Annotated in this window: 23 protein-coding genes; 10 read left to right on the top strand and 13 right to left on the bottom strand. The window is 67.9% G+C overall.

Annotated elements, in window-relative coordinates; all coding sequences use genetic code 11:
• Nucleotides 1–21: 21 nt before the first annotated feature.
• Nucleotides 22–1,317 carry a WXG100 family type VII secretion target gene (locus ABZ297_RS09040; protein WP_355341783.1) on the bottom strand — a complete coding sequence of 432 codons (1,296 nt, stop codon included), beginning with the start codon at nt 1,315–1,317 and terminating at the stop codon, nt 22–24.
• Between the two features lie 8 nt (nt 1,318–1,325).
• Nucleotides 1,326–1,721, bottom strand: coding sequence for a hypothetical protein (locus ABZ297_RS09035; RefSeq protein ID WP_355341780.1), 396 nt, complete (start codon nt 1,719–1,721; stop codon nt 1,326–1,328).
• 125 nt (nt 1,722–1,846) lie between these two features.
• Here ABZ297_RS09035 and eccB point away from each other — a divergent pair, with 125 nt between their 5' ends.
• The 3 genes from eccB to ABZ297_RS09020 all read left to right on the top strand — a co-directional run bounded on the left by eccB (nt 1,847) and on the right by ABZ297_RS09020 (nt 5,071).
• On the top strand, nt 1,847–3,262 hold the full coding sequence (gene eccB / locus ABZ297_RS09030; protein ID WP_355341777.1) for a type VII secretion protein EccB: 1,416 nt from the start codon (nt 1,847–1,849) through the stop codon (nt 3,260–3,262).
• A 100-nt stretch (nt 3,263–3,362) separates the two neighbouring features.
• Nucleotides 3,363–3,695 carry a hypothetical protein gene (locus ABZ297_RS09025; protein ID WP_355341774.1) on the top strand — a complete coding sequence of 111 codons (333 nt, stop codon included), beginning with the start codon at nt 3,363–3,365 and terminating at the stop codon, nt 3,693–3,695.
• Complete coding sequence (locus tag ABZ297_RS09020; RefSeq protein WP_355341771.1) at nt 3,692–5,071, top strand: hypothetical protein; 1,380 nt, start codon at nt 3,692–3,694, stop codon at nt 5,069–5,071. The genes ABZ297_RS09025 and ABZ297_RS09020 overlap by 4 nt, the downstream gene beginning before the upstream one ends.
• Before the next feature lie 111 nt (nt 5,072–5,182).
• On the opposite strand, the gene ABZ297_RS09015 is transcribed toward ABZ297_RS09020, so the two are convergent.
• From ABZ297_RS09015 to ABZ297_RS08990, 6 genes are all read right to left on the bottom strand, one after another.
• Nucleotides 5,183–5,956, bottom strand: a complete 774-nt coding sequence (locus ABZ297_RS09015; RefSeq protein ID WP_355341768.1) for a hypothetical protein — start codon at nt 5,954–5,956, stop codon at nt 5,183–5,185.
• A 1-nt stretch (nt 5,957) separates the two neighbouring features.
• Entirely contained in the window at nt 5,958–6,983 is a 1,026-nt protein-coding gene (locus ABZ297_RS09010) for a hypothetical protein (protein ID WP_355341765.1), read from the bottom strand.
• A 91-nt stretch (nt 6,984–7,074) separates the two neighbouring features.
• Entirely contained in the window at nt 7,075–8,424 is a 1,350-nt protein-coding gene (locus ABZ297_RS09005; protein ID WP_355341762.1) for a hypothetical protein, read from the bottom strand.
• An 11-nt stretch (nt 8,425–8,435) separates the two neighbouring features.
• On the bottom strand, nt 8,436–8,831 hold the full coding sequence (locus tag ABZ297_RS09000; RefSeq protein ID WP_355341760.1) for a hypothetical protein: 396 nt from the start codon (nt 8,829–8,831) through the stop codon (nt 8,436–8,438).
• Between the two features lie 84 nt (nt 8,832–8,915).
• Entirely contained in the window at nt 8,916–9,203 is a 288-nt protein-coding gene (locus tag ABZ297_RS08995) for a hypothetical protein (RefSeq protein ID WP_355341757.1), read from the bottom strand.
• A gap of 81 nt (nt 9,204–9,284) precedes the next feature.
• Complete coding sequence (locus tag ABZ297_RS08990) at nt 9,285–9,668, bottom strand: WXG100 family type VII secretion target (RefSeq protein ID WP_355341754.1); 384 nt, start codon at nt 9,666–9,668, stop codon at nt 9,285–9,287.
• Nucleotides 9,669–9,977: 309 nt separating this feature from the next.
• Here ABZ297_RS08990 and ABZ297_RS08985 point away from each other — a divergent pair, with 309 nt between their 5' ends.
• Entirely contained in the window at nt 9,978–11,300 is a 1,323-nt protein-coding gene (locus tag ABZ297_RS08985) for a hypothetical protein (protein WP_355341751.1), read from the top strand.
• On the top strand, nt 11,300–11,980 hold the full coding sequence (locus tag ABZ297_RS08980; protein ID WP_355341748.1) for a hypothetical protein: 681 nt from the start codon (nt 11,300–11,302) through the stop codon (nt 11,978–11,980). Before ABZ297_RS08985 ends, ABZ297_RS08980 begins: the two co-directional genes overlap by 1 nt.
• A 6-nt stretch (nt 11,981–11,986) precedes the next feature.
• On the opposite strand, the gene ABZ297_RS08975 is transcribed toward ABZ297_RS08980, so the two are convergent.
• From ABZ297_RS08975 to ABZ297_RS08965, 3 genes are all read right to left on the bottom strand, one after another.
• Nucleotides 11,987–12,430 carry a YbaB/EbfC family nucleoid-associated protein gene (locus ABZ297_RS08975; protein ID WP_355341745.1) on the bottom strand — a complete coding sequence of 148 codons (444 nt, stop codon included), beginning with the start codon at nt 12,428–12,430 and terminating at the stop codon, nt 11,987–11,989.
• A gap of 96 nt (nt 12,431–12,526) precedes the next feature.
• The gene (locus tag ABZ297_RS08970; protein ID WP_355341742.1) at nt 12,527–13,576 is read right to left on the bottom strand and encodes a hypothetical protein; all 1,050 of its coding nucleotides are present in this window, start codon (nt 13,574–13,576) and stop codon (nt 12,527–12,529) included.
• A gap of 6 nt (nt 13,577–13,582) precedes the next feature.
• Entirely contained in the window at nt 13,583–13,894 is a 312-nt protein-coding gene (locus ABZ297_RS08965) for a hypothetical protein (protein WP_355341739.1), read from the bottom strand.
• 193 nt (nt 13,895–14,087) lie between these two features.
• Between ABZ297_RS08965 and ABZ297_RS08960 the strand changes: the two genes are divergently transcribed.
• Entirely contained in the window at nt 14,088–14,534 is a 447-nt protein-coding gene (locus tag ABZ297_RS08960) for a YbaB/EbfC family nucleoid-associated protein (protein ID WP_355341736.1), read from the top strand.
• Nucleotides 14,535–14,538: 4 nt separating this feature from the next.
• On the opposite strand, the gene eccD is transcribed toward ABZ297_RS08960, so the two are convergent.
• Nucleotides 14,539–15,903: a type VII secretion integral membrane protein EccD gene (eccD, locus tag ABZ297_RS08955; RefSeq protein WP_355341733.1), complete on the bottom strand. Its 1,365-nt coding sequence runs from the start codon at nt 15,901–15,903 to the stop codon at nt 14,539–14,541.
• A gap of 190 nt (nt 15,904–16,093) precedes the next feature.
• Here eccD and eccCa point away from each other — a divergent pair, with 190 nt between their 5' ends.
• The gene (gene eccCa / locus ABZ297_RS08950) at nt 16,094–20,140 is read left to right on the top strand and encodes a type VII secretion protein EccCa (protein ID WP_355341730.1); all 4,047 of its coding nucleotides are present in this window, start codon (nt 16,094–16,096) and stop codon (nt 20,138–20,140) included.
• 54 nt (nt 20,141–20,194) lie between these two features.
• Entirely contained in the window at nt 20,195–20,947 is a 753-nt protein-coding gene (locus ABZ297_RS08945) for a hypothetical protein (RefSeq protein ID WP_355341727.1), read from the top strand.
• An 8-nt stretch (nt 20,948–20,955) separates the two neighbouring features.
• Here ABZ297_RS08945 and ABZ297_RS08940 read toward each other — a convergent pair whose 3' ends face one another.
• Nucleotides 20,956–21,261, bottom strand: coding sequence for a hypothetical protein (locus ABZ297_RS08940; protein ID WP_355341724.1), 306 nt, complete (start codon nt 21,259–21,261; stop codon nt 20,956–20,958).
• 96 nt (nt 21,262–21,357) lie between these two features.
• Between ABZ297_RS08940 and ABZ297_RS08935 the strand changes: the two genes are divergently transcribed.
• Together ABZ297_RS08935 and ABZ297_RS08930 are read left to right on the top strand one after the other, a co-directional pair.
• Nucleotides 21,358–21,699 carry a hypothetical protein gene (locus ABZ297_RS08935; RefSeq protein ID WP_355341721.1) on the top strand — a complete coding sequence of 114 codons (342 nt, stop codon included), beginning with the start codon at nt 21,358–21,360 and terminating at the stop codon, nt 21,697–21,699.
• Complete coding sequence (locus ABZ297_RS08930; protein WP_355341718.1) at nt 21,696–22,853, top strand: transglycosylase SLT domain-containing protein; 1,158 nt, start codon at nt 21,696–21,698, stop codon at nt 22,851–22,853. Before ABZ297_RS08935 ends, ABZ297_RS08930 begins: the two co-directional genes overlap by 4 nt.
• The last annotated feature ends 47 nt before the right edge of the window (nt 22,854–22,900 follow it).

Genomic DNA, 22,900 nt, shown 5'->3' with positions numbered 1-22,900 from the left:
TCGGTGGGTAGGCGGTGGCGGTCAGCCGATGTGGCCGTTGACCACGCCGTCCACCGGGCCGGTCCAGACGTCGTCCTCCTCCTTCAGCCAGGAGAACATCTCGCTGGCGCGCTCCTCGCCACCCCCGTGGCCGCCGCCGTGCGGCACGACGGGGACACCCATGCCCCCTGCGCCGTTGCCTGCCCGGACGGCCGAGGCGCCAGGCGCCGGCGCGGCGACGGAGCCGCTCACGCCGGTGGTGCCGCCTGACGACGTCCCGTTGGTGTTCGAGTACGAGGTGGGCGAGGACGTCGGCGACGCGGTGAGGGTCGGCGAGCCGTCGTGCGTCGGCGTGCGGAAGTCGGACAGGTTGGTCGAGCGAGAGTCGTTGCCGTTCGGCGAGTCGCCCACGCCGTTCATCTGGGACGGGTCGGGGATGTTGGGTGCGCTCGCGGTGGAGGTGTCGGCACCCGTTCGATCGCCAGCGCGCGAACCGTCGATGCCGGTGCCGTTTCCGACGCCGCCCGTGCTCGCGCCCGTGCCGTTCTGGCCGGTTCCGTCCGCACCTGTGCCGTCGCGGCCGGTGCCGTCTCCAGTGGTGTCGCCGCCCGGGAAATCGGACCGGTCGGTGCCGCCGCCGTCCGGGGAGTCTGGACCGTTCAGGTCGAGGTCGCCGTTGCCGCCAGGGTTGTACGGATGCTGCTTCAGCAGATCGCGGGGGTCGAAGTTGACCTTCGTGTCCTTCGTGTCCCGCGAGTCGGAGCCGGACGGGTCCTTGATGTCGGGCAGGTCCTTCTGGACGTAGTCGGGGAACTGCCTGTAGATCTCAAGGAGGTCCTTGCTCAGGACCGCCAGGTGCTTGCCTGCCAGCTCGTTCTGCGACCCCCACTCGACTCCCTTGTCGATCGTGTACCAGAAGTCCTTCCAGTCGTCGTTGAAGGTGAACTGGTTGTCGCTCCAGGCGTAGGACTTGTTCTCCACGAAGTCCTTGTGCTCGCGGAGCTTGTCGGCCAGTTGGTTCAGGGGTTTGCCCATGCGGTGGAGCCCGTCCGACAGGTTGCGGATGGTCTCGTGGAGGAGCTTGAGAGCCTTCTGCGCCTTGACCGAGGAGTCGCCCTCCCAGATCTTGGCCAGCTCGCCGCTGACCTCGTCGAGGGCGTCGAGGGTCGTGGCCAGCCTGGTGGCGGCGTCCTGGTAGGCGGTGGCGGCAGTCTCCGCGCTCTTGGGCTCGAGCGACGTGATGAAGTTCTTGATCTCGGCGACGCTCCTGCCGCCGTCGTCGACGTCGAACCTCTCAGACTGCGGCTTGATCCAATGCGTCTTCTTCGTATCGCCCATAGTGAGGTTTACACGTCCTTGCCGAGGTTGGCGATGTCGGCAACGTCAAGGGCGCCTCCGCCGCTGCGTACCAGCCCGGCGGCGATGCGGAGCTTCTCGTTGGCCTGCTCGTAGATCGTCGTGAGCTCCTCGAAGCCCCGCTGCAGGGTGTCAGTGAAGACTTTTCCGCCGCCCCAGCGCTCCACGTCCCGGAAGAAGTACTCGAAGCTGCTGAGATCCCCGTGGAGCCGCAGGTCCGTCACGGAGCCCTTCTTCTGCCCGGTGAGGTCGGCCAGCTCTTCCTCGAGTCGCTTGGCGAGCTGGTCGAACCGATCCTTGGGATTGTCCGGGTACTTGACATCGTCCCTGGACGGATCCAGCCCCCGCCACTTCTGCTCGCAATGCTGGTGGTCCTTGGTGGCCATGGCGCCTCCCCACGTGCTTGATCGCAAGCCTACTCGGCTTACCACGATGCAGTACAGAAGTTGACATATCCCTCAACAGGCTCATGCGTACCATACTCCCGAGAGCCTGATCGAAATGGAGTGGGATGCAGACCCGGAAGGACCTCTACCAGGCGCACCGCCTGATGACGCAGCGTCTTGGCATGGCTCTGCTCCAGGCGGAACCTGACGTTCCCGAGTCGCCCATGCGCCGCCAGAACGTGGCGGTGTTCTGCGGGCTGATCGTGGCCGTCCTGGTGGCCGCGGGCTTCGGCATCTGGGGGCTGCTCAAACCCGGCAACGCGACCAAGCTGACCGACCCCGGTCAGTTGCTGGTCGAGGAGGAGAGCGGGGCCAAGTACGTCTTCAGCCAGCAGGAGAACAAGATGATGCCGGTGGCCAACTACGCCTCCGCGCGCCTGCTGCTCGACACCTCTGACGTCAAGGTGCGGAACGTGTCGGCGGCCTCGCTGGCCAAGTACGCCCGAGGGCCGTTGGTGGGCATCCCCGGCGCCCCCGACTCCCTGCCGCCCAAGGACAAGCTGGTCAAGGGCCCGTGGTCGGCCTGCGTGAGCGAGACGGCCGACGCGTCCGGGACCCGCAAGCCGTTCGTCTCCCTGGTGGGCGGCACCGACGTCGGCGGCACGCCGGTCGGGAACGGCGCGATGGTCGTCGTCGACGACCAGCAGCAGGGCTGGGTGATCTGGGCCGACCAGCGGATGAAGGTCGGCCCCGAGGGCATCAACGCGCTCGGCGCCACCGCGCTCAGAAAGGTTCCGGCCCCCTGGATCAACGCCATCCCTGTCGGACCGGACTTCCGCGTCAAGACCATACCGAACCGCGGCAAAGCGGTACGCGGGCCGACCGGCCGCGCCGCGCGTGTCGGCCAGATCTTCAGGGTGCCCGGCATGGCCGGCAGCGCCGACCGGTGGTACGTGCTCGCCGAGGACGGCCTGGCACAGATCTCGGTGACGCAGGCGACGCTCCTGCGTAACGATCCCGCCAGCAAGAGGGCGTACGGTTCGAAGCCGGTCGAGCCGATCACTATCGACGCCGCGACGGCCAACGCGAAACCGTCCAAGCAGCTGCAGATCATGGGCGGCGGCCTGCCGCAGACGATGCCTGCGGTGACCACGCCGTCGGCCGGCGCCCCGCTGTGCGCGGTCTACTCCGACACCCAGTCGGGCTCGACGAGGGCCAAGATCACCAGCGGCGGGATCGGCATCCCGGTGCCGCGGACGATCGGCAACCCGAGTAACTTCGACCAGGTCCTGCTGCCGCCGGGCGGGGCCGCGGTCGCGGGGCTGCTGCCCAACGACGGCCAGGTGTCGGCCATCAACACCTACTACCTGATCACCGACCAGAGCCGCATGTTCCCCCTCCAGTCGGCGGCCCAGCTGGAGACGTTCGGATACGACGCCTCGGCCGTGGCGCCGCTCCCGGCCCACCTGCTGCACATGATCCCCTCGGGGCCCCGATTCGATCCGGCCGCCGCTCGCACACCGGTCAAGATCAACCAATGACCCCATACCTCACATCAGCCACAAAACGGGCTAGACGCCTCTTAGAGCGCAGTTATACATTGCAACTTTCATCAAATGAATGGTGAGGGGGCAGGCGCACATGGGGGATGGCGCTCGGGGAGAGGCCGCCTGGTGGTCAGATGACCTGCGCAAGGCGATGGGGATCTGCGCGGACCAGCTCGACGAGATCAACAACATGCAGCGTATTTTCGCCCCCGCCGAGCTCAGCAAGCGCGACTTCGGTCTCGCCCCAGGAGCCGACGCGGTGGCGGACGCCTACGTGGACGACCTGCCCAACGGCCGTTACCCGTCGCTCATGGCCTACCTTCGCGATCTCAGCGACGCTTTCACGTACATCAGCGCGGCCCTCGGCGACAACGAGCGCACCTATCAGACGGCGGACCAGGGAAGCACCATCAAGGAGAGCCGGTGAGCCAGGGCAGCCAGGGCAGCCTCAACCCGCTCGACTGGAACTGGAACCCCCTCGGCTGGGGCTGGGACTTCAATCCGTCGCAGGTCCTCAATCCCCAGCCGCTGATCGACACGATCATGGCGATGGCTCGCGCGATCCCGCACATGTTCGACGGCAACATCGAACTACGCCTCAGAGCTGCGGCCAACGCCCACCGCGACCTCGGCACGGCCCTGGGCAAGCTGCACGACGCCATCGACCCGCACGTCTCCACAGTGCTGAAGGACTGGCGCGGCTCCGCGGGAGACGAGTTCCGCCACGCCTGGCAGAAGGTGGTCGCCCCCGGCACCCGTGAGAAGCTGCAGCAGAGCTGCGAGGGCGTCGCGAAGGTGCTGGAAGCGGTGCTGGACTCGACCAACCTCACGAAGACCGCCATCATCGAGTTCGTCAGAACCGCGCTGATCTGGTTCGGGCTCTTTCACCTCCTGCGGCTGGCCGCCAACTACTGGGCCGCCTACCTCGTCTACCTGCGGACCACCAAGATCGTCATTGCGGCGGTCAGCCTGCTGCAGCGGCTCGGGGCCCTCTTCCGCTCGCTCGGCGCGCTGCTCAAGACCGTTCCGCTCGTGGGCAGGCTGAGGTTCGGCGGGAAGCTCAGCTCCATCGGCGCGGTGTTCAAGCAGGCGGCGCTGCGGCCCTTCAACTACGAGGCGATCTCCAAGCTCGCCTCCGCCAAGTTCGCCGACTACGCCAAGAGCTCGGCGTACGTCTACGGCGGCGTCATCGCGACCCAGATGCTCGGGCAGGGCATGAAGGGCGAGAGCATCTTCAACCTCAGCCCGATGACCTTCACGCAGGCGGCCCGGATCACCACTGGCGCCAACCTGGTCGGCACGTTCGCGCCGATCGCCGGCCTGGGCACCAAGGGCCTGTTCCAGGGCGGCACCGCGGCCTCGTTCACGGCGACGCTGACGAAGACGGGCGTCGCGGTCGGCGAGTCCGGCATGTCGTTCGGCGGCTTCGTCGCCCTCCGCAACTGGGCCATCGCCAAGGTCGGCACGCCGGCGTGGCTCGCGAGGTTCAGCCCCAACATGCAGAAGCAGCTGCTGGGCCTCCCGCCGACCGCCGCGTTCCGGGTGTGGCGCTCGCTGAACACCCCCGAGTCGTACGAACTGCCCGCGTGGGACAGGCCGGTTCCGCCCAGCTCGCCGACGTACCAGCAGCCGCCGCCACCGGCGCGGTGGTCGGTGAACGAGGGGTCTCTCTGGGACGTCGCGGCGAAGGTGTACGGCGACGGCTCCCGCTGGCGGGAGATCTACGACGCCAACCGCGACGTCATCGGCCCGGACCCCAGCGTGATCAGAGTGGGCCAGCAGCTCAAGATCCCGAAACCCTGACGACCGTCGTCCCGGCCGGCCCTCGCGCGCAAGGGGCCGGCCCGCCGTTGCCGTACGCATAGACCAGGAAGACGGGGTCGCCCTGAAAGCGGGCCCTGAAAGCGGGCGCTGTCAGGTCTCGGCCGTGCTGCCGGGCGCCTGCGTGCCGGCGGGCATGCTGTTCGTGTCCAGGCCGATGCTCTTGGGGGTGAGTGCCCCGGTCGTCTTGTCGTTGCCGAGCGCGAGGCCGTCGAACATGGGAAGCCGTGCCTGCATCTCCTGGAATTTTATCTGCTGCTGCATGCTCAGCATGCTGACACCCTGATAGATCCCGCCAACCGCAAAGGCGTGGATCATCAACTTCCCCAACACCGGTCGAATCGTCTCGGCCCACAGTTTCTTCAACCCTTCGTTGACCACGAGCTGGACGCCAAACCAGGTGCCAGGAGTCGCCTTACCGGCCCCGACGGCGATCGCCCACCCCACCATCGCCACGGTCACGAGGACGACCAGCTTGCGGAGGTTGTCGTATAGATCAGCGCTGGAGTGGAGCGTATCCCCGACCCCGTCACGGTAGGTGCCGCACTTCCCCGCCTCCTCGACGAACTGGTCCGCCTGCGGCTTGAAGACGGTCTTGAAGACGCCGTCGTCCCAGTGGGCGTCCCCTTCCAGGCTCGTGAGCAGGGCGAGCATCGACTTCGCCAGCTCGTCCAGTTCCGTGGTCTGGCCGCCGTTTTTCTTGGTCTTCCATTCATCGCCGCATTTGCGCATCGTGTCCGAATCGGCGGCTATCGCGAAGATGGACATAGCGATGGTGACGGCTATCGGCCTCTTGATGATGGTTGCGCAGGCGAGGCAAATCGTTCCCGCGATGATGAAGGTGTTCCCTGCGAAACCGAGTTCCATGTCAGATGCCTTCGTGCCGGAGGACGGCCGGTGCCGCGTCCTCGCCGGCGCCCCAGTCGTCCTCGTCCCCGTGCAGCTTGTCGGAGCCGGTGCCTTCCTTCTCCTTGTCGCCGGCCCCGGACATGGGCGTCATCGGCATGAAGGGCATGCCGCCCATCCCGTTCCCGCCGCTCAGGCCGCTCGGCAGCTTCATGTTGGGCGGCGTGCCGCCGGCGGCCGAGCCGCCGCCGTAGCCGGCACCCGGCCCTCCGGCCGTCATACGGCCGGGGTCCGTCGTCGTGACGCCCTCGGGAGTGCGGATCTGGGGAGTCTGCAGGTCGGACGGGTTGAGGGAGGAGAGGTCCGTCTTCGTGGGATCCGGCAGGTTGGTCTTGCTCGGATCCAGCCCCGACAGGTCCGGCTGCTTCAGGTCGGGAGTCTTGAGGTTTGGGTCGTTGATCTTGGGGTTGTTGAGATCCGGGTTGTTCAGGTCGGGAGTCTTGAGGTTGGGATCGTTGAGCCTGGGGTCGTTGAGGTTCGGGTTGTTGAGGTTCGGATCCTTGAGATCCGGGGTGTTGAGGTTCGGGTTCTTGAGGTTGGGATCCTTGAGATCCGGGGTGTTGAGGTTGGGATCCTTGAGATCCGGGGTGTTGAGGTTGGGATCCTTGAGATCCGGGGTGTTGACGTTCGGGTTGCCGAAGTTGGGATTACCGAGATTGCCGAGGCTCGCGGGAATCGTCGGCGTCTTATTGCCGAGACCGAGCTTGTCGATGCCGGAGCCGCTGTCCTCGTCCGCCTTGGTGTACTTGTCGTCGGCGACCTTCAGCGCGTCGCGCCAGGACTCCAGCACCTTGCGCGCCACTTTCAGCGTTTCGATGTGCTGCGCCCGTGCCTGGGCATGGGCGGCGGCGGCGTCGCGGCCCGTCAAGCCGTAACCCGGCCAGGCCAGGTTGATGCCTTTCGTTCTGTTCGCGAGCCCGCCGACGTTCTCGGAGTCACCCGTGAGCTTCTTGCCGTTGGATTCGAGCTTGCCCTGCTTGAACTTCACACCGGACGTCGCCCCGGGCAGGTCGCCCAGCGAGAACGTCGAATCCTGATCTCCCATGTGTCCAAACCTCTTTACTGCCGGCGAAGCCCGATCAGCCGATACGAGGGTCGGTCACCCGGTGCGGTGACGCCCAGACGTCTCGGTCTTCCGAAAGGTCCGTCCCATGTTCCACGCCCTCCTCCGAGCCACCGGCTCCGGCTCCGCCCATCGCACCGAGCGGAAGCATCCCCGTGCCCGCGGTCGCGGGCATCCCCGAGACCGACGCGCCGCCCATGGGGCCCGCCGCGAACCCTCCAGGAGCGCCGAGCACTGCCGGAACGCCCGGCGTGAGGCCGGTCGTCGCCGGGATGGCCGTGGTCGGAATGGTGGTGGTGGGGATGGAGGTGGTGGTGAACGGCGCGGTCGTCGGCGTGTGAGGCGTGAAGTTCGCGACCTCGGTCTGCCGCGGATCGTCCTTGCCGATCACAGGAGACACGGTGCTGCCCGTGTCGCGGCCTCTGTCGGACCCGTTCTGCTGATCCTGGGTGTTGCCCGGGTTCTGGTTCGTGCCGTCCGCGGGCGTGTGGTCCGAGCCGGTTCCGTCCTGGCCCTTGCCGTCCTGGCCGTCCGCGCCCGGCCGGTCGGTGCCGGTGCCGTCCGAACCGCGCCCGTCCGATCCGGTGCTGTCGGAGCCGCGCCCGTCCGGGTTCTTGTCCCCTCCGGAGGGCGTGCTGTCGCGGTCGGAGCCCGAGCCATGCACTGTGGTGCCGTGCCCGCCCGACGAACCGCCGTCGCGCGTGCTGCTCTCGTAGGGCGCCGGGTTGTTCGAGTGGCTGCTGGAGGAGTCCTTGCCCGACGAGATGGTCTCGTAGTGCACCTTCTTGCCCGAGGGGCTGCCCTCTCCCGGGATGCCGACGGGGGGCAGCTCGTAGGACACGTCGCCCGGAACGTTGTTCTGGAACAGCTCGGCGATGCGCTCGTTGAGCTTCTTCATCACCTTCTGCGCCTGGGCGTCCTCCGCGGAGGCCTTCGCCTTCTTCGCGGCCGCCTTGGTTTCGGGGCTGTTCTCGATGTCGTCGCCAAAATCGACGGAGATCCCCTTGACCTCCTCGAGCGCGTTGCGCAGTTCCTCGCTGTAGAGCCTGAGGGCGCCGTCCATCAGCTTCATCTTCGAGGACAGTTCGGTGCCGCTGGCATGCATCATCTGCATGGCCTTCTGTACTTTGGCGGCCGTGGGGCCCTTCCAGTCCTTGGCAAGCCTGCTGGCGTGCTTCTCCAAGGCGCTGACTGCCAGGTCGATCGTGCCCGCCACGTTCAGATAGGCGAAGCCGGCGTCGTCGATCTGCATCGGCTTGGTGTCGCTGAGCATCTGCTCGATTTCCTTCTTCGAGGCCTTGACCTCCGCGCCCTGGGGCAGCGCCTCGAAGGAGTAGATGACGACGACCTTGCGCTTGTCACCCACGATGACCTTCCTCAGGCCTCACGGCCACCCTCGTTGTCCGCGGTCTTCCTGGCGTACTCGTCGGCGTTGGCCTCGATCGCCCGAACAATCCGGTCGTACATCTCGACCCACTCGGTGTACACCTGGAGAAACTTCGTCCCAGCACTGTTCGCACCGACGGTGTCGCAGTACGCCTTCGCGTCGTTCCACGTGCCTATCTGCGCCTCGGTCAGCTGACAGTGGTCCGCGAGGCTCTTCGTCGACCCGGTCGTGTATCCGTCCCACGACCCAGGGCCATGAAAACCGGAGGTATAGGACTTCAGCTCGTCCGCGATCGACCTCATCATCTTGACCGAGTACTCCACGGTCACGTCGCCGTCGAGCCCGGGCCAGTCAGTGATGATGGGCAGAGGATCCGGACCGTACATGGCATCTTTTTGCGTCATTTCGCCCCGTGACAGACGTGCGTTCGGCCATCGCCGACTGGCGATGGCCGAGTCGGCGAGCAAGGCCTAGCGGTTGGGGTCTTCCCACAGCCGGCGGTTGTAGTTCTCCGCCCGCTGGTAGTTCTCGTTGGCCATGCCGATAACCTTGGCGGCCTCATGGAGCTGGTTGCCCATCTCCTGCTCCTTGGCGTCCCAGTAGGCGCGGCGCTCGTCGAAGAAGGACCTCGCGCCCTTGCCGTCGCCACCGTCGACCCAGGCGGCCCCCAGGTCGGTCTGCAGCTTCCGGTAGAGCTCGTCGGTGGTCCGGTCGAGCTCGGTCACCACCTTGAGCAGGCCCTCCTGAGCGGCCTGCATCTGAGCGAAGTTTACTTTCGTGAAGTCGTGCATCAAGCCGTCGGACAAAGCGATCTCCATTCAGCGCAGCTAAAGGTTGACTTAGGCCTTCACATTGATGAGCGAGTCAACCCGGTTCTCGTTTGCTCCCACCCCGGCGACGTTGACGTCGCTCTCGATGAGGTTGGCGTTGTGCTGCCGGACCTCCTCCTCCGCCTTCGCGTAGGTGCTGGAGCTGTCGCGCAGGTTGTCGTAGATCAGGCGCAGGTCCAGGATGATGTCCTGGCACGCCTTGTCCCACTTCTCCATGTGCAGCCGATACTTGATGGCAGCCCCACCTTCCCAGTGGGAGGCCTGCCCGGAGTTGACGAGCTCGTTGACGGTGTTCCCGACCCCCTTGCGCAGGCCTTCGATGTATGTGACGGCGGCCTCCACATGGCCGGCCGCGACGTTGAGCTGCTGCGGGCTGGCGCCAAAGAGTCCCACTGAGGTTCCTCCCGAGATCTGACTCTGTGCTAACCCTCGTCATGCTCAGAGCAGACGGAGGGCATGATCCTCACAAATACCATCAAAGGACACGCTAGCTATCACCCGCAACACGAGTCGCGACACCGTCGGTTACAGATCGGGAACAGCCAGATCACTTTCGGATAAATGTGCAGGTAGATGGGCTATCGCCGTCTTACGGCGCTTGTGAATTCTCTGTCAACAAGAAGTGGCGGTTTGCCCTCTACAGGCATGTTCACCCATGGTTGGTCTAGCGTCTCTGATCACCGAGGGGCGGAGGGGATCCCGATGAACCAGCAGCCGGACGTCGAGAGCTTGCTCAACTGGGGGGCGGTCAGCGCGTCCCCTTCGGGCGCGCCCAGTGCGACGTCCACCGAGTTCACCGTCGTGCCGGCCTCCTCAGGGCAGCAGAACCCCGCACCCCGCGAGTCCCACGAGACACACCGCCAGGCCGTCCAGGACGACTCGAAGCCGGACGAGCCCACCCAGCTCTCAGAGGTCGTGACGGCGGACGGCCAGAAACTCGACGCGCAGGTCTCCCAGCCCGCCGGCGAGAAGGACTCCGCCCCCGACAAGGACGACACCGCACCGGACGCCTCGGCAAACGCCCCAACAGACGGGGCCGGAACGGACGACGGCGAGCCCGGCTTCGTCGACCCGCAGGCCGCACCGGGCGATCCGCAGTGGGAGGCGTCCGACCGCCTGGACACGGACCCGCAGGACCAGGACGAGAACCCCTCGGACGGGCAACCCAACGACCCACAGGACCAGTCGCCCGACCAGCCCGGCGACGGCAACGACGACGGCGGCCAGACAGACCCGAGCGACCCGCAGAACCCCGACGGCAACACCGGCGACGACCCCCAGAACCCGGACGGAAACGACGGCAACACGGGCGACGGCGGGGAGACCACGCCTGAGACGCCCGGGGACGATCAGGGCACTCCCGGAGATCACGGCGGCTCCGGGGGCACCGACGACCCGGGGAAGGACCCCTCCGACCCCAGCACGGGCGATGGCACGGGCACGCCCGGGACCGGGGATCCAGGGACGACTCCCCCGGGCGACGGCACCGACAAACCGCCCACCGGAACCGAAAAGCCCAACGATGACAAAAAGCCGGACGATGAGAAGAAGCCCGATGGGTCCGACTCGCCATCGACGGACATCCCCAGCGGCGGCGGTGGTGGCGGCGTACCCGGCGGCGGGGGCCAGGACGGCACAGGCAAAGACGACAAGGACAAAGACGGCAAGGGCAAGGACGACACGGGGAAGGACGGCCGCGACGGTACCGGTGGCGACGGCGGCTCGGACAAAAAAGACAAGAAATCAGACAAAGAAGACATAGACAACGTCGCCTATATCATCATCAACAAGGCCTCACCTCACATGAGCAAGGCGCTCGAGGTCACCAGCGAGAACCGCGCCAGCCCACTCGTCTTCGGCCTCGCCGGTCTCCCCTTCGGCTTGGGCCATGACAGGATCAGGAGCGCAGCGGCTGACTACATGGGCGAGGGCGTCAACCTGTTCAACCGGATGGATTCCGCGTTGAAGGAGACCTCTGCCGTCTGGGAAGAGGCCGATAGCAAGAGCACGGGAACGGGGCATTGATGGATCTCACCGTGGTAGGGGTCTACCCCGCGGCGATCGGCACCGCCATCTGTGCCTCCGTTATGATCCCCGGCTGGGCGTCAAAGGCCATCCCCGTCACGATAGGCGTGCTGTGGAACAGCCCCGAGGGGCAGTCGAGGCTCGGCGACCACTACGACACCTCCGCACAGCACCTCAGAGACCTCAGCAAGGCGCTGGCCAGCACCGAAAAGTCCGGCAAGCCCAAGGAATGGGACGCCGGCGACAGAGACAACTTCGACAAGACGATGAAGGACGTCATCGAACGGGTCGACAAGGCCATGGAGATCATGCAGCACGCCAGCCACACGATGCATCGCTCCTCGACCGTGTCGGTCGCATGTGCCAGCCTCTGCCTGGCGGCGGCCGTAACCATGGTCGTCGCGTCCCGCATGGCCGCCGCGGCCATCGCCACCGGACCGTTAGGAGCCGCAGCGGGTCAGGCGGCAGCGCAGGTTGTCGCGAAGAGGGTGCTCGCTTCGCTGGGCGAGGTGCTGAAGAAGCAGCGCGTACTGGGCATCGTGGCGGGCGGGATCCTGGTCCTTGGCGCCGGCTGGCACGAGTTGCAGCGGCACTTCCTCAAGAACCAGGTCCAGCATCCATCGGGCGGCAAGCCGGATTTCCAGCAGGTGAAGCTGGCCTGGGCCGATGAGAAGAAGTAGCCGGTTTCAGAGGTCGAGGCGGCGGCGGATACGGTCGAGTTCGCCCATGACGTCCTCGAAGGTCCGGTTGTAGGACGCCTCGGCGCTCCTGACCTGGTCGAGCGCGGCTTCCGGGTCGTTGATGAACTTCATCGGGTTGTCCTCTTCCCCGAACACCTCGCCCATCGCCTCGCTGACCTGCTTCTGCAGGTCAGCGGCGGCCTCCCGGACGACCTCTTTGATCATCTCGGCCAGCTCGCCGGAGCTCAGGCGCATCGCCTTGGGGTGCAGCTCAAGCTCGTGCAGCCCCTCAGCGGAGTACTCCACCACGACCAGCCCGTCTTCGTCCTGGGCCCGGCCGACGAGGTCGGCCATGGTCTTCTGCAACTCCTCCATCTGGGCGAACTGCCCATCGGCGGTCTTGAGAAGCTTGTCAATATCGATGTTCGCGAAGTCCCCGAACTCCTGCATCTGACGCTCCATCCTGGAGGAATAAACGTCCAGCAAAGTAGCGCTCCGGACGTTTTACCGCAATCAGCGCACCAACCTCATGAGCCACAGGAGCGATCACTCCGGGATCTTGAGGTCCAGTCCCTCTCTGAGGACGGCGGGGTTGGGGCCGATGACGTCGCGGTTGGCCTTGTAGATGTCCTGCCAGCGGTTGCCGTCGCCGTAGGCCTCCTGCGCGATCTCCCACAGGCTGGAGCCGCCACGGACGCGCCGGAGCCCTCCGTTCTCCCGTGTCGGCCCGTTCTGGTCAGGCTTCCCGCTCCCCTGAGACCCGCCATTCTGCTGAGAGCCGCTCTTCCCCGTATCGACCGGCGAGGCGTCCCTGAAGAACTCCTCGCCGCCGTCGGGGAGCTGGCCCGGGTGGTCGGGCTTGTGGAACGGGGGCAGGTCGTTGGTCTTGAACCTGGCCTTGTCGAAGTCGACCGCCAGCTTGCCGCTGGGGGCCACGACCTTGAGCTGACGCATCTTCCTGATCTCCATGAAGATGGTCTTGGCCGCGGACGCGATCATGAGGCTCAGCTGCCCCACCATCAGCGCGGTCCCGCTGAGGGCCAGCTTGCCGATCTTCGCCTCCTGCAGGGTGGCGACGAGGCGCAGATGCGGGAACCTCTTGGCGATCAGGGTGGCGATGAGCGTTCCGAGGAGCGCTCCCGCGAGGTACATGATCTCCGTCCAGAATCTGCGGATGGTGCCGCCGATCTCGTCCAGCACGCCGCCGATGTCGGCGAAGACGTGGCGTAGCTTCGCCGCCTCCGCGGAGAACCGTCCCACCGCCGCCTCGGCGGCCTCCTGGTCCAACCCCTTCCAGTTCTTCCGCAGCTGGTTCTGGATGTTGGGCATGACGGCCTTCAGACCGTCGTCGAGGACCATGTTCATCGCGCCCCAGTTGGTCGCGGCCTGGGCGATTCCTCTCTCGTTCGCCCAGGCCGTCGCGGCCAGCAGGCCCGCGGGGATGAGGTACATCGAATAGCGCCCCAGGAGGCGAATCATCCGCAACCCGGCAGGCGGCCCACCCGGCCCAGGCGGTAGCGCCTTGGGCAGCAGCACCCTTCCCGGCGCGGACGTCCCCGTGTCGAGCCGCGTGAATGTGTAGCTCGCCTCCGACATTTCCGCCTATCCCTGTCCCTCGTACCGAACGATGCCTTTGTCCTCGGCGACCCGCCAGTTCTTGGCGGCCAGCTTGAGCAGGTCCTCCCAGCTGTCGATGACCTCGATGGCCTCGTTCAGCAGGTCCAGTGCCATCTGCTGGGTCTCGTGGTAGGTGTTCGCGAGCACGCGGTTGCCCACCGGACCGAATCCCGGGTCGGGGATGTCGGTGTCGGGCATCGCGTCGCACAGGCCGGTGAAGATGGGCCGCAGGTCGTTCTTGATCCGCTCGGCCGAATGCTCGATGCCCGCCGAATACGCGAGGTTGTCGCGGCTCACAGTCCCCCCTCAAACAGCCACCACGCCGCGTCACAACGTAAAACACGAAATGACCGTAATCGGGGGTATTACGGGTTGTTTCACAAGATCGTCCAGGGGTGTTCGTCCTCCGTTAACCAAGATCTCCTTGGCTGCACGGTGGACAACCAGCGGCTGCAAGAGCCGCCTCGACCCCGAAGGGACACGCCCTGCGATGACCGACTTCCGACCCGACGACCTCCTCCCGGAGAACCTCGAGCGCATGGCCAGGGAGAGCGAGCAGTCGATCCTCCGCCTCACCGAGATGAGCGACGAACTGGGAGCGATCACGGGTACGGGCGAGAGCGCCGACCAGCAGGTCAGGGCCCTGGTCGACAACGCCGGCGGGATCCAGCGGATCACCATCGACCCGCGCGCCATGCGCATGGGCAGCGAGGAGTTGGCCGACCACGTCACCGCGGCCGTGCGCGCCGCTCAGGCGGACGCCCAGCGCCAGGGTGAGGAGATGCTGGCGAACGCGCTCGGCAGTGACGCCGCGCGCTTCCCCCTCGACATGGACGCCCTGCAGCGGCAGGTCAACGACATCCAGGAGTCGTTCAGCATGTCGATCGAGAACAGCCTGGCGTCCATCGACCGGCTGACCCGCCGCTCGGACCGGTAGCGGCTCAGCCGGACAGCCCGCGCACCCAGGTGTAGACCTCGAGGACGCCGAGCGCGAGCGGGAACAGCGCGGCGATCAGCATCAGGTCGACGATGTCCCCGGCACGCCCCCAGAACGGGGACGGCTTGCCCGACGGCAGCCACACGCCGAGGCCCATCGCGATCAGCCCCGCCCACAGCAGCCCGATCACCAGGACGGCGGCCATCACGCCGCCGCGCCCGTCGCTCAACGAGATCGCCAGCATGACCAGGCCCGCCACCCCGGAGAGGATCAGCCACAGCCGCTGTCCCACTCCCTTGAACACGCGGCCGCGCATGATGATCGTCAGCGCCAGGGTGACACTCATGACCCGGGCGATCCAGCCGCCGTCGAGCACCAGGAAGACCTGCGTGACCGCGACAGCCAGCGCGACCCCCGCGATCATGCCGGTCACGTAGTTCCTGGCCTGGAGCGTGCGTTCCTTGATCGCCGGGGCGTCCACCAGCTGATTGTCGCCGCGGAGTTCCTCGGCGGTGGTGGGCATCGCGGGCATCGGCACGCGCGCGATGCGGAAGGAGAGCGTGGGGATCAGCGGGCTCAGGGCCAGCAGGATGGTGGCGGTGACGGCCGCCACCCCCGCGGCGGGCACGGCGAAGACCATGACGACGGCCGCACCCGCCACCCCCGCCACGGAGGCGATGGCCGTGCCGAGAAAGCCCACCACGCCGTCGGCGACGAGCATGCCCGCGAACGTGGCGGCCAGCGCGGTGCAGGCCAGCGCGGCCAGCACGCTGGGCGCGCCCTGGGAGAGCACGCCGCCGTCACCGGCGGGCGCGAGCAGGCCCGCCAGGAAGGCGTAGGGCAGGGCCGCGTAGCCGACGGGGACACCCGCCGAGGAGTCGCCCACGGCCCTGGACATGACGGCCCCGGTGATGATCAGCAGGAGCGCGAGAGCGCCCGCGACGATGGCGGTCACCATCCAGGGCGGCCCCGCCAGCAGCAGCGCCAGCGGGCCCGCGCAGAGCAGCGCGCAGGCGGCGCCCAGGCCCAGCCGGCGGGTGTTGCGCTCGCTCCAGGTGCCGGCGCGCTCCTTGATGCCGGTGGCGACCACGTCCGCGACGTCGTCGTAGAGCGCGGGCGGCAGCGCGGCCTCGCGCGGCCTGAGGTAGAGCACCTCGCCGTCGAGCACGCCCAGCGCCGCCAGGCTCTGTCCGAGGTCGAACGGCGCGCCACCGAGCCTCTGGAGCACCCAGCCCGGCCCCGAGGCGGACTCGCCGCCGACCTCGCCCACGGCCCGCAGCACACTCGGCAGGACGTGCGGCAGCGGGATGTCGACAGGCAGTGCCAGATCCATCCGCTTGCGCGGCGCCACGATCGTGACGTGGCACAACGGGGGCAGCGGAGCAGCTGACTGGGGCAGGGCGCCCTGCGGTATAGGCCCATGGGTCCCTTGAGCCAGCGACCTCACACCCGTCCCCCTTGTCACACATCCAGCACGACAGGAAGAACATATCGGGCAGGCGGGGGTTCATGCGCTTCTGGTAAGAAAGTCTTTCAACATCACAGGAGGCAGTTCCAGGGTGAGCATCGTCATCGTGCGGCGCCCCGAGCGCCGGCCCAGCCCCAAGCCGCCCCGCGGCGAGATCCTGCTCGAGTCGCCGCCGGAGATCCCCGAGGTCCAGGGGCAGGGTTTCATGATGGTCCTGACGTATCTGCCGATGGTGGCGGGCGGCGCGGCCATGGCACTGATGTTCACCTCCAACGGTGGCGGCAACCCCCTCATGTACGTGGCGAGCGGGCTGTTCGCCTTCTCGATGGTCGGCGTGACCATCGGCCAGATGGGCCGCCAGTCGGGTGAGCGCAAGCACCGGCTGAACGGCCTGCGCCGTGACTACTTCCGGTATCTCGCGCAGGCCAGGAAGAGGTCGCGCAGGGCCGCCAAGCAGCAGCGCGAGGCGCTCGAATGGGGCGGGCCCTCGCCCGAGTCGCTGTGGTGGGTCGCGATGGGCCCCCGGTTGTGGGAGCGCCGGCCGCGCGACGAGGACTTCAGCACCGTGCGGCTCGGCACCGGCGTGCAGAAGCTGGCCATCCAGCTCGTCCCGCCCGACTCCAAGCCGGTCGAGGACCTCGACGCGCTGTCAGCCGGCGCGCTGCGCAGGTTCGTACGCGCGCACTCCACCGTCTCCGAGCTCCCTGTGGCCGTGGCCCTCGGCTCGTTCGCCCGCATCAAGCTGACCGGCGACCCCACGGCCATGCGCGACCTCGTCCGGGCGATGATCGCCCAGGTGACCGTCTTCCACGCCCCCGACGACATGCGGATCATGGTGTGCGCCGACGACGAGTGGATGCCGCACTGGGACTGGGTCAAGTGGCTGCCCCACGCCCTGCACCCGGACGAGATGGACGCCGCCGGCCCCGTGCGGCTCATGTCCGACAACCTGGCCGACCTCGACAGGCTGCTCGGGAGCGAGCTCAAGGAGCGGGCGCGGTTCAAGCCCGGCTCCCCCTCCGACTCCCTGCCGTACCACATCCTGATCATCGACGGCGGGCACGTGCCGCACGACTCGCAGCTGGGAGTCGACGCCATCCAGGGCGTCACGGTGATCGACCTGTCCGACGCCTCGGGCCCCGTCGACGAGAAGAGCACGCTCAGGCTCGACATCCAGCCCGACGGCTTCCACATGGTCAAGATCGACCACGCCGGCAAGCAGAGCCAGACCCGGCTGGGCGACGCCGACCAGCTCGACTACCTTCGCGCGGAAGGGCTGGCCAGACAACTCGCCCCGCTGCGGCTGTCGAGCGGCACGGGCGGGGGCGAGGTGCAGGACGTCCTGTCCGCCAACACCACGCTGACCGACCTGCTCAACGTCGGCGACCCGACCCGGCTCGATCCGGCCCAGACCTGGCGCGCCAGGGCGGGACGTAACAAGCTGCGGGTGCCGATCGGGCTCGGCGCCGACGGCCGGATGGTCGACCTCGACATCAAGGAGTCGGCACAGGGCGGCATGGGCCCGCACGGGCTGGTCATCGGCGCGACCGGGTCCGGCAAGAGCGAGCTGCTGCGCACCCTGGTGCTCGGCCTGGCGATCACCCACTCGTCGGAGATCCTCAACTTCGTCCTGGTCGACTTCAAGGGTGGTGCCACCTTCCTCGGGCTGGACACGCTCTCGCACGTCTCCGCCGTCATCACCAACCTCGAGGACGAGCTGCCGCTGGTCGACCGCATGCACGACGCCCTGCACGGCGAGATGGTGCGCCGCCAGGAGCTGCTGCGCGCCGCGGGCAACTACGCCTCGCTGCGCGACTACGAGCGCGCCCGCGAGCAGGGCGCCAACCTGGCGCCGATGCCCACCCTGTTCGTCATCATCGACGAGTTCAGCGAGCTGCTGACGGCCAAGCCCGAGTTCATCGAGCTGTTCGTGATGATCGGCCGCCTGGGCCGCTCGCTCGGCGTCCACCTGCTGCTGGCCTCGCAGCGTCTCGAAGAGGGACGGCTGCGCGGCCTCGACACCCACCTGTCGTACCGGATCGGCCTGCGCACCTTCTCGGCCATGGAGTCGCGGGTGGTGCTGGGGGTCGCCGACGCGTACGAGCTGCCGTCCGCGCCGGGCAACGGCTTCCTCAAGTTCGACACCACCGGCATGACGCGGTTCAAAGCCGCCTACGTCTCCGGCGCGTACCAGGCCGACCCCCGCCAGGCGACCGACGCCGACGGCGGCTCGTCGATCCACGAGGTGGTGGAGTACACCCCGGCCTTCGCCCCGATCCCGGTCGTGGAGGAGCCGAAGGCGGAGGTCGTGCCCGCCGAGGAGAAGGGGCCGCAGGTCAGCCTGCTCGACATCGTCGTGAGCAGGCTGGAGGGTGCGGGCCCCGCCGCGCACCGGATCTGGCTGCCGCCGCTGGCCGAGTCGCCCACCCTCACCCACCTGCTGCCGCCGCTGTCGGTCACGCCGGATCTGGGCCTGACGACGCCCGGCTGGGCGGGTCGGGGCAAGCTGCACGCGGTGGTCGGCATCATCGACCGGCCCTTCGAGCAGCGACGCGACCCGTTCTGGCTGGACCTGTCGGGCGCCGCCGGGCATGTCGGCCTGGCGGGCGGCACGCAGAGCGGCAAGAGCACGATGCTCCGCTCGCTGATCACCAGCATGGCCCTCACTCACACGCCGCGTGAGGTGCAGTTCTACTGCCTGGACTTCGGCGGCGGCTCGCTCGGCACCCTGGACGGGCTCCCCCACGTCGGCGGCGTGGCGACCCGGCTCGACGCCGACCGCGTGCGCCGGACCATCGCCGAGATCTCCAACATCATGCGCGACCGCGAGCGCATGTTCGGCGAGCTCGGCATCGACTCGTTCGCCTCCTACCGGCGCCAGGTCGCGGAGGGGCAGATCGAGGGCGACGGCTGGGGCGACATCTTCCTGGTGGTCGACGGCTGGCTGACCATCAGGCAGGAGTACGAGGCGCTGGAGGGCGTGATCACCGACCTCGCCGCGCGCGGCCTCGGGTACGGCATCCACGTGGTGGCGGCCACCAACAAGTGGTCCGAGTTCCGGCCCGGCATCCGTGACCTGTTCGGCACGCGCATCGAGCTCAAGCTGGGCGACTCCTACGAGTCGGAGATCAACCGCAAGGCGGCGATGGCCGTGCCGGAGGGCGTGCCGGGTCGCGGCCTCACCAAGGACGGCATGCACTTCCTGTCGGCGCTGCCGAGGATCGACGGGGTGCAGAACGCCGAGGACCTGGCGGTGGGAGTGCGCGCCCTGGTGCAGGCGGTGCGGGAGGCCTGGAAGGGCCAGGCCGCGCCGGGCGTGCGACTGCTGCCCGGGGTGCTGCCCGCCGCGATGCTGCCAGGACCGGACGCGACGGGCCCGAAGCGGATCCCGATCGGCATCGACGAGGCCACGCTCTCGCCCGTGCTGCTCGACTTCGAGGCCGACCCGCACTTCATCGTCGTGGGCGACACGGAGAGCGGCAAGTCCAACCTGCTCAGGGTGATCGCCGAAGGGGTGGTGGCCAGGCAGACGCCGCGCGAGGCCATGCTCATCGTCATCGACTACCGGCGCGCGCTGCTGGACACCGCGGTCACCGAGCACCGGATCGGCTACGCCGCCTCCAGCGCGGCCGCCACCGAGCTGATCAACAACGCCCGCGGAGCGCTGCTCAAGCGGCTGCCCCCCGCCGACCTCACGCCGGACCAGCTCAGGACGCGCAGCTGGTGGCAGGGCTCCGACCTGTACATCATCGTCGACGACTACGACCTGGTCGCCGGCGCGACGAACCCGCTGATGCCCCTGGCCGACCTGATGCCCCAGGCACGTGACATTGGCCTGCACCTGGTCGTGGCCCGCCAGATGGGCGGCATCGGGCGAGCCATGTTCGATCCGATCATCACCAAGATGAAGGACCTGGCCAGCCCGGCGGTGATCCTCTCCGGCAGCAAGGACGAGGGTTACCTCTTCGGCAACGTCCGTCCGCATCCGCTGCCGACCGGCCGTGGCTACTACGTCGAGAGGCGGTTCGGCTCTCGCCTGACCCAGACCGCCTTCCTCCCGCCTGCCGAGCCGCCCGCTGATCCGCCGGCCGATCCGCCCGCGGAGACGCCCGCGGAGACGCCCGCCGATCCGGCGTGAGGTAGCCGTGCAGATGATCCGTAAGATCACGTAACCCGACCTCGGAGTTCCATCGTGAGTCTTGAGCTACCCGGCGGGGTCAGGATGGCCCTGGCGCTGACGGGCATCCCCGCGCCCGACTGCACTCCCGAGTCGCTGCTGGGCGCGTGCCGGCGACTGATCGGCTTCACCGACGCGGTGCACTGGCAGAGCACCAAGGCGACCGCGGCGGGCGAGCAGGTGAGGGCCGGCAACTCCGGCGGCGCCATCACCGCGATGCGCACGAGCACGGCGGGCGAGGACGGGGCGCCGGCGCAGACCAGGGAGATCGTCAGGGCCGCACTGGCGACCGCGACCGGTCAGGCTTCAGGGAGCTTCCTGATGGCCGCTCTCAAGGTCTCTCTCGCCGTGGCCGCCGTCATCCTGTTCCGAAGGCTGAAGGCGGCGGGGTTCTTCGGCGCGGCCGGGAGGGTCTTGGCAGAGGCGGCCATCAAGGGCATCGGGGCGCTGATCCGTGTCCTGCTGCGTACGACGTACCGGTTGCTGTCCGCCATCTGCCGCTGGCTGTTCGAGCGGGCCGGGGCGCTCCTGGCCAGGCGGCGGGCGGCCCGACTCGCCAGGCCGCCCCTGCCGAAGGGGACGGCCGCGCCGTCCAGGGCGGCGCAGCCGCACCTCGGCAAGCCGGCAACGGACGCGGAACAGGCGAGAGCGGTCAAGGCCTGGGAGCAAGCGACCGCGAAGCGGCGCAGCCAGCCCGCTAAGCAGCCCGATAACCAGCCCGGCAAGCAGGGCGGTGAGCCGGGGAGCGAGCCGGGTGGGGACTCCTGAGGAGCGCCTCAGGCGTCCGCCGCGGTCTGTTCGATGGTCGCCACGGTGTCGAGCTCGGCCTCGCGATGGGTCGCCGACATGGCCCTGACGCGGTCCGCGTCATCCTGGTGCCACTCGGCGAGGTCGGCGCACCTGTCGTACAGCATGCGCAGCACGATCGCGTCGAGCGCGCCGATCGTGGCGCCCAGCTCGCCGCCGCCCCACCGGTCGCCGAACCCGGCGAGGTCCTCCCGGAGGAAGGCCGCTTCCCCGGCCACGGCGCGGGCCACCTCGGAGTGCTCGGACGCCGCGCGTTCGAGGCTCGAATGGGTCACTCTGCTCTCAGAATCTTCAATCCCACCAGGTGTCACAAGTAACATCATTACCGTCTTTCCCGACAATGCGCACGGACCGCCAGAAAGGACGACTCGGTGGCAGGCGTCGATCTGAGCCAGAAGGCACTCGAGCAGCTCCAGGACTCGGTGAACGGTCGAGCCACCGACATCGTCAAGCTCAAGGACGGCAAGCCCATGGACAAGACGCCGGGCGAGTTCGGCGCCGCGTTCCCCGGGAAGAAACCCCTCTCCAAGGTCTTCGGCGACCTCGCCCCCTCCGATGGGCTGGCCTCCGCCGTCGACGCCGTGGAGCAGAAGGTGTCCGATGAGCTGGACGCGGCCAAGCGCCGCCTCGACGGCGTGGAGCGCGCCCTCGACCAGGTCCGGCGGAACATCCGCACGGCCGACAAGGCCTCCACCGGGAAGGATGCGAAGTGAGCCTGCGTGAGCAGATCGCCGCCCTCACCGGTGGACACAACAAGTTCACGGCGGTCATGGACAAGGTCGACGGCGACCCGGAGGAGATCAGGCGCATCGCCTCCCGCTGGAACCTCGCCGGATACGACGCCGTGGGCAACATGAACGTCCTGGCGGGCGCGGTCAAGAGGGTGGACGACCACTGGAAGGGCGCCTCCGCCGACGCTTTCGTCACCTACATGGGCAAGTACGGCAAGGCCGGCCAAGGGATGAACGACGCGCTGGTGGACTGCGCCGGCAAGCTGAACGACGTCGCGGACGCCCTGGTCACGGCCAAGACGGACGTCGACAGGATCGGCAACCTGCTGCTGCAGCAGGTCGCGGCCGAGCGCACGGCGCACAAGAACGACCCCGACGCGACCCAGGACGATCTCGACAAGGCCATCTCCGGCAAGATCAGCGCGGCCGCGGGCGACGCGCAGCCCGCCGTGGACAAGGCCGAGAGCGTGATGTCCACGTTGCTGTCGGGCATCAACAAGCGCTTCGGCGAGGAGAAGCTGCTCTTCTCCGACATCCCGCTCGCCGGTGACCAGGAGTTCGTCCCCGGCCCCGGGCACAAGGTGGAGTGGGTCGCGGTCTCCCCGTCCGAGCTCGAGCGCACCCAGCTCGCCGGAGGCGGCAGCGGGGGCGGGGGCGGCACGGGCGCGTCGAACGGCACCGGCAGTTACGGCTACACGGGCACGTCCTCGGGCGGCACCACGCCACAGCCGAAGTCCGAGGTCGTCAAGTGGATCAAAGAGGCGATCGACGTCATCAAGTCGCCGGAGATGGCCGCGATCATGCGCAAGCGCGGCCTCGACGTGAGCGACCTGGATCCGAACGACCCCAAGGACATCGAGCGGATCTGGACCATCATCTACCACGAGTCGGGCGGCAACCCTAGCGCGATCAACAACTGGGACATCAACGCGCAGAACGGGGTCCCGTCGCAGGGCCTCATGCAGACGATCCCGCCCACGTTCAACGCGCACAGCCTGCCCGGCCACAAGCAGATCCTGGAGCCGGTCGACAACATCATCGCGGGCGTGCTCTACACCTACAGCCGCTACGGCGACCTCGCCCACCACCCGGGTATCGCGTCGCTGGAGAGCGGCGGGCCCTACCGCCCCTACTGACATGACGAGAGGACGTGCCCCAACCGAGCGGAGCACGTCCTCTCCCT

This window comes from Nonomuraea sp. NPDC005983 (genome assembly GCF_040614375.1).
In the GTDB taxonomy this organism is placed as follows: domain Bacteria; phylum Actinomycetota; class Actinomycetes; order Streptosporangiales; family Streptosporangiaceae; genus Nonomuraea.
Note: the sequence above shows the minus strand (reverse complement) of the source record. Positions and strands in the feature narration are given on the sequence as shown.

Bases quoted from the DNA above. Each gene is read 5' to 3' on its own strand.
- ABZ297_RS09040 (WP_355341783.1), bottom strand. From the start codon at position 1,317: ATGGGCGATACGAAGAAGACGCATTGGATCAAGCCGCAGTCTGAGAGG.
- ABZ297_RS09035 (WP_355341780.1), bottom strand. From the start codon at position 1,721: ATGGCCACCAAGGACCACCAGCATTGCGAGCAGAAGTGGCGGGGGCTG.
- eccB (WP_355341777.1), top strand. From the start codon at position 1,847: ATGCAGACCCGGAAGGACCTCTACCAGGCGCACCGCCTGATGACGCAG.
- ABZ297_RS09025 (WP_355341774.1), top strand. From the start codon at position 3,363: ATGGGGGATGGCGCTCGGGGAGAGGCCGCCTGGTGGTCAGATGACCTG.
- ABZ297_RS09015 (WP_355341768.1), bottom strand. From the start codon at position 5,956: ATGGAACTCGGTTTCGCAGGGAACACCTTCATCATCGCGGGAACGATT.
- ABZ297_RS09000 (WP_355341760.1), bottom strand. From the start codon at position 8,831: ATGTACGGTCCGGATCCTCTGCCCATCATCACTGACTGGCCCGGGCTC.
- ABZ297_RS08995 (WP_355341757.1), bottom strand. From the start codon at position 9,203: ATGCAGGCCGCTCAGGAGGGCCTGCTCAAGGTGGTGACCGAGCTCGAC.
- ABZ297_RS08985 (WP_355341751.1), top strand. From the start codon at position 9,978: ATGAACCAGCAGCCGGACGTCGAGAGCTTGCTCAACTGGGGGGCGGTC.
- ABZ297_RS08980 (WP_355341748.1), top strand. From the start codon at position 11,300: ATGGATCTCACCGTGGTAGGGGTCTACCCCGCGGCGATCGGCACCGCC.
- ABZ297_RS08975 (WP_355341745.1), bottom strand. From the start codon at position 12,430: ATGCAGGAGTTCGGGGACTTCGCGAACATCGATATTGACAAGCTTCTC.
- ABZ297_RS08970 (WP_355341742.1), bottom strand. From the start codon at position 13,576: ATGTCGGAGGCGAGCTACACATTCACGCGGCTCGACACGGGGACGTCC.
- ABZ297_RS08960 (WP_355341736.1), top strand. From the start codon at position 14,088: ATGACCGACTTCCGACCCGACGACCTCCTCCCGGAGAACCTCGAGCGC.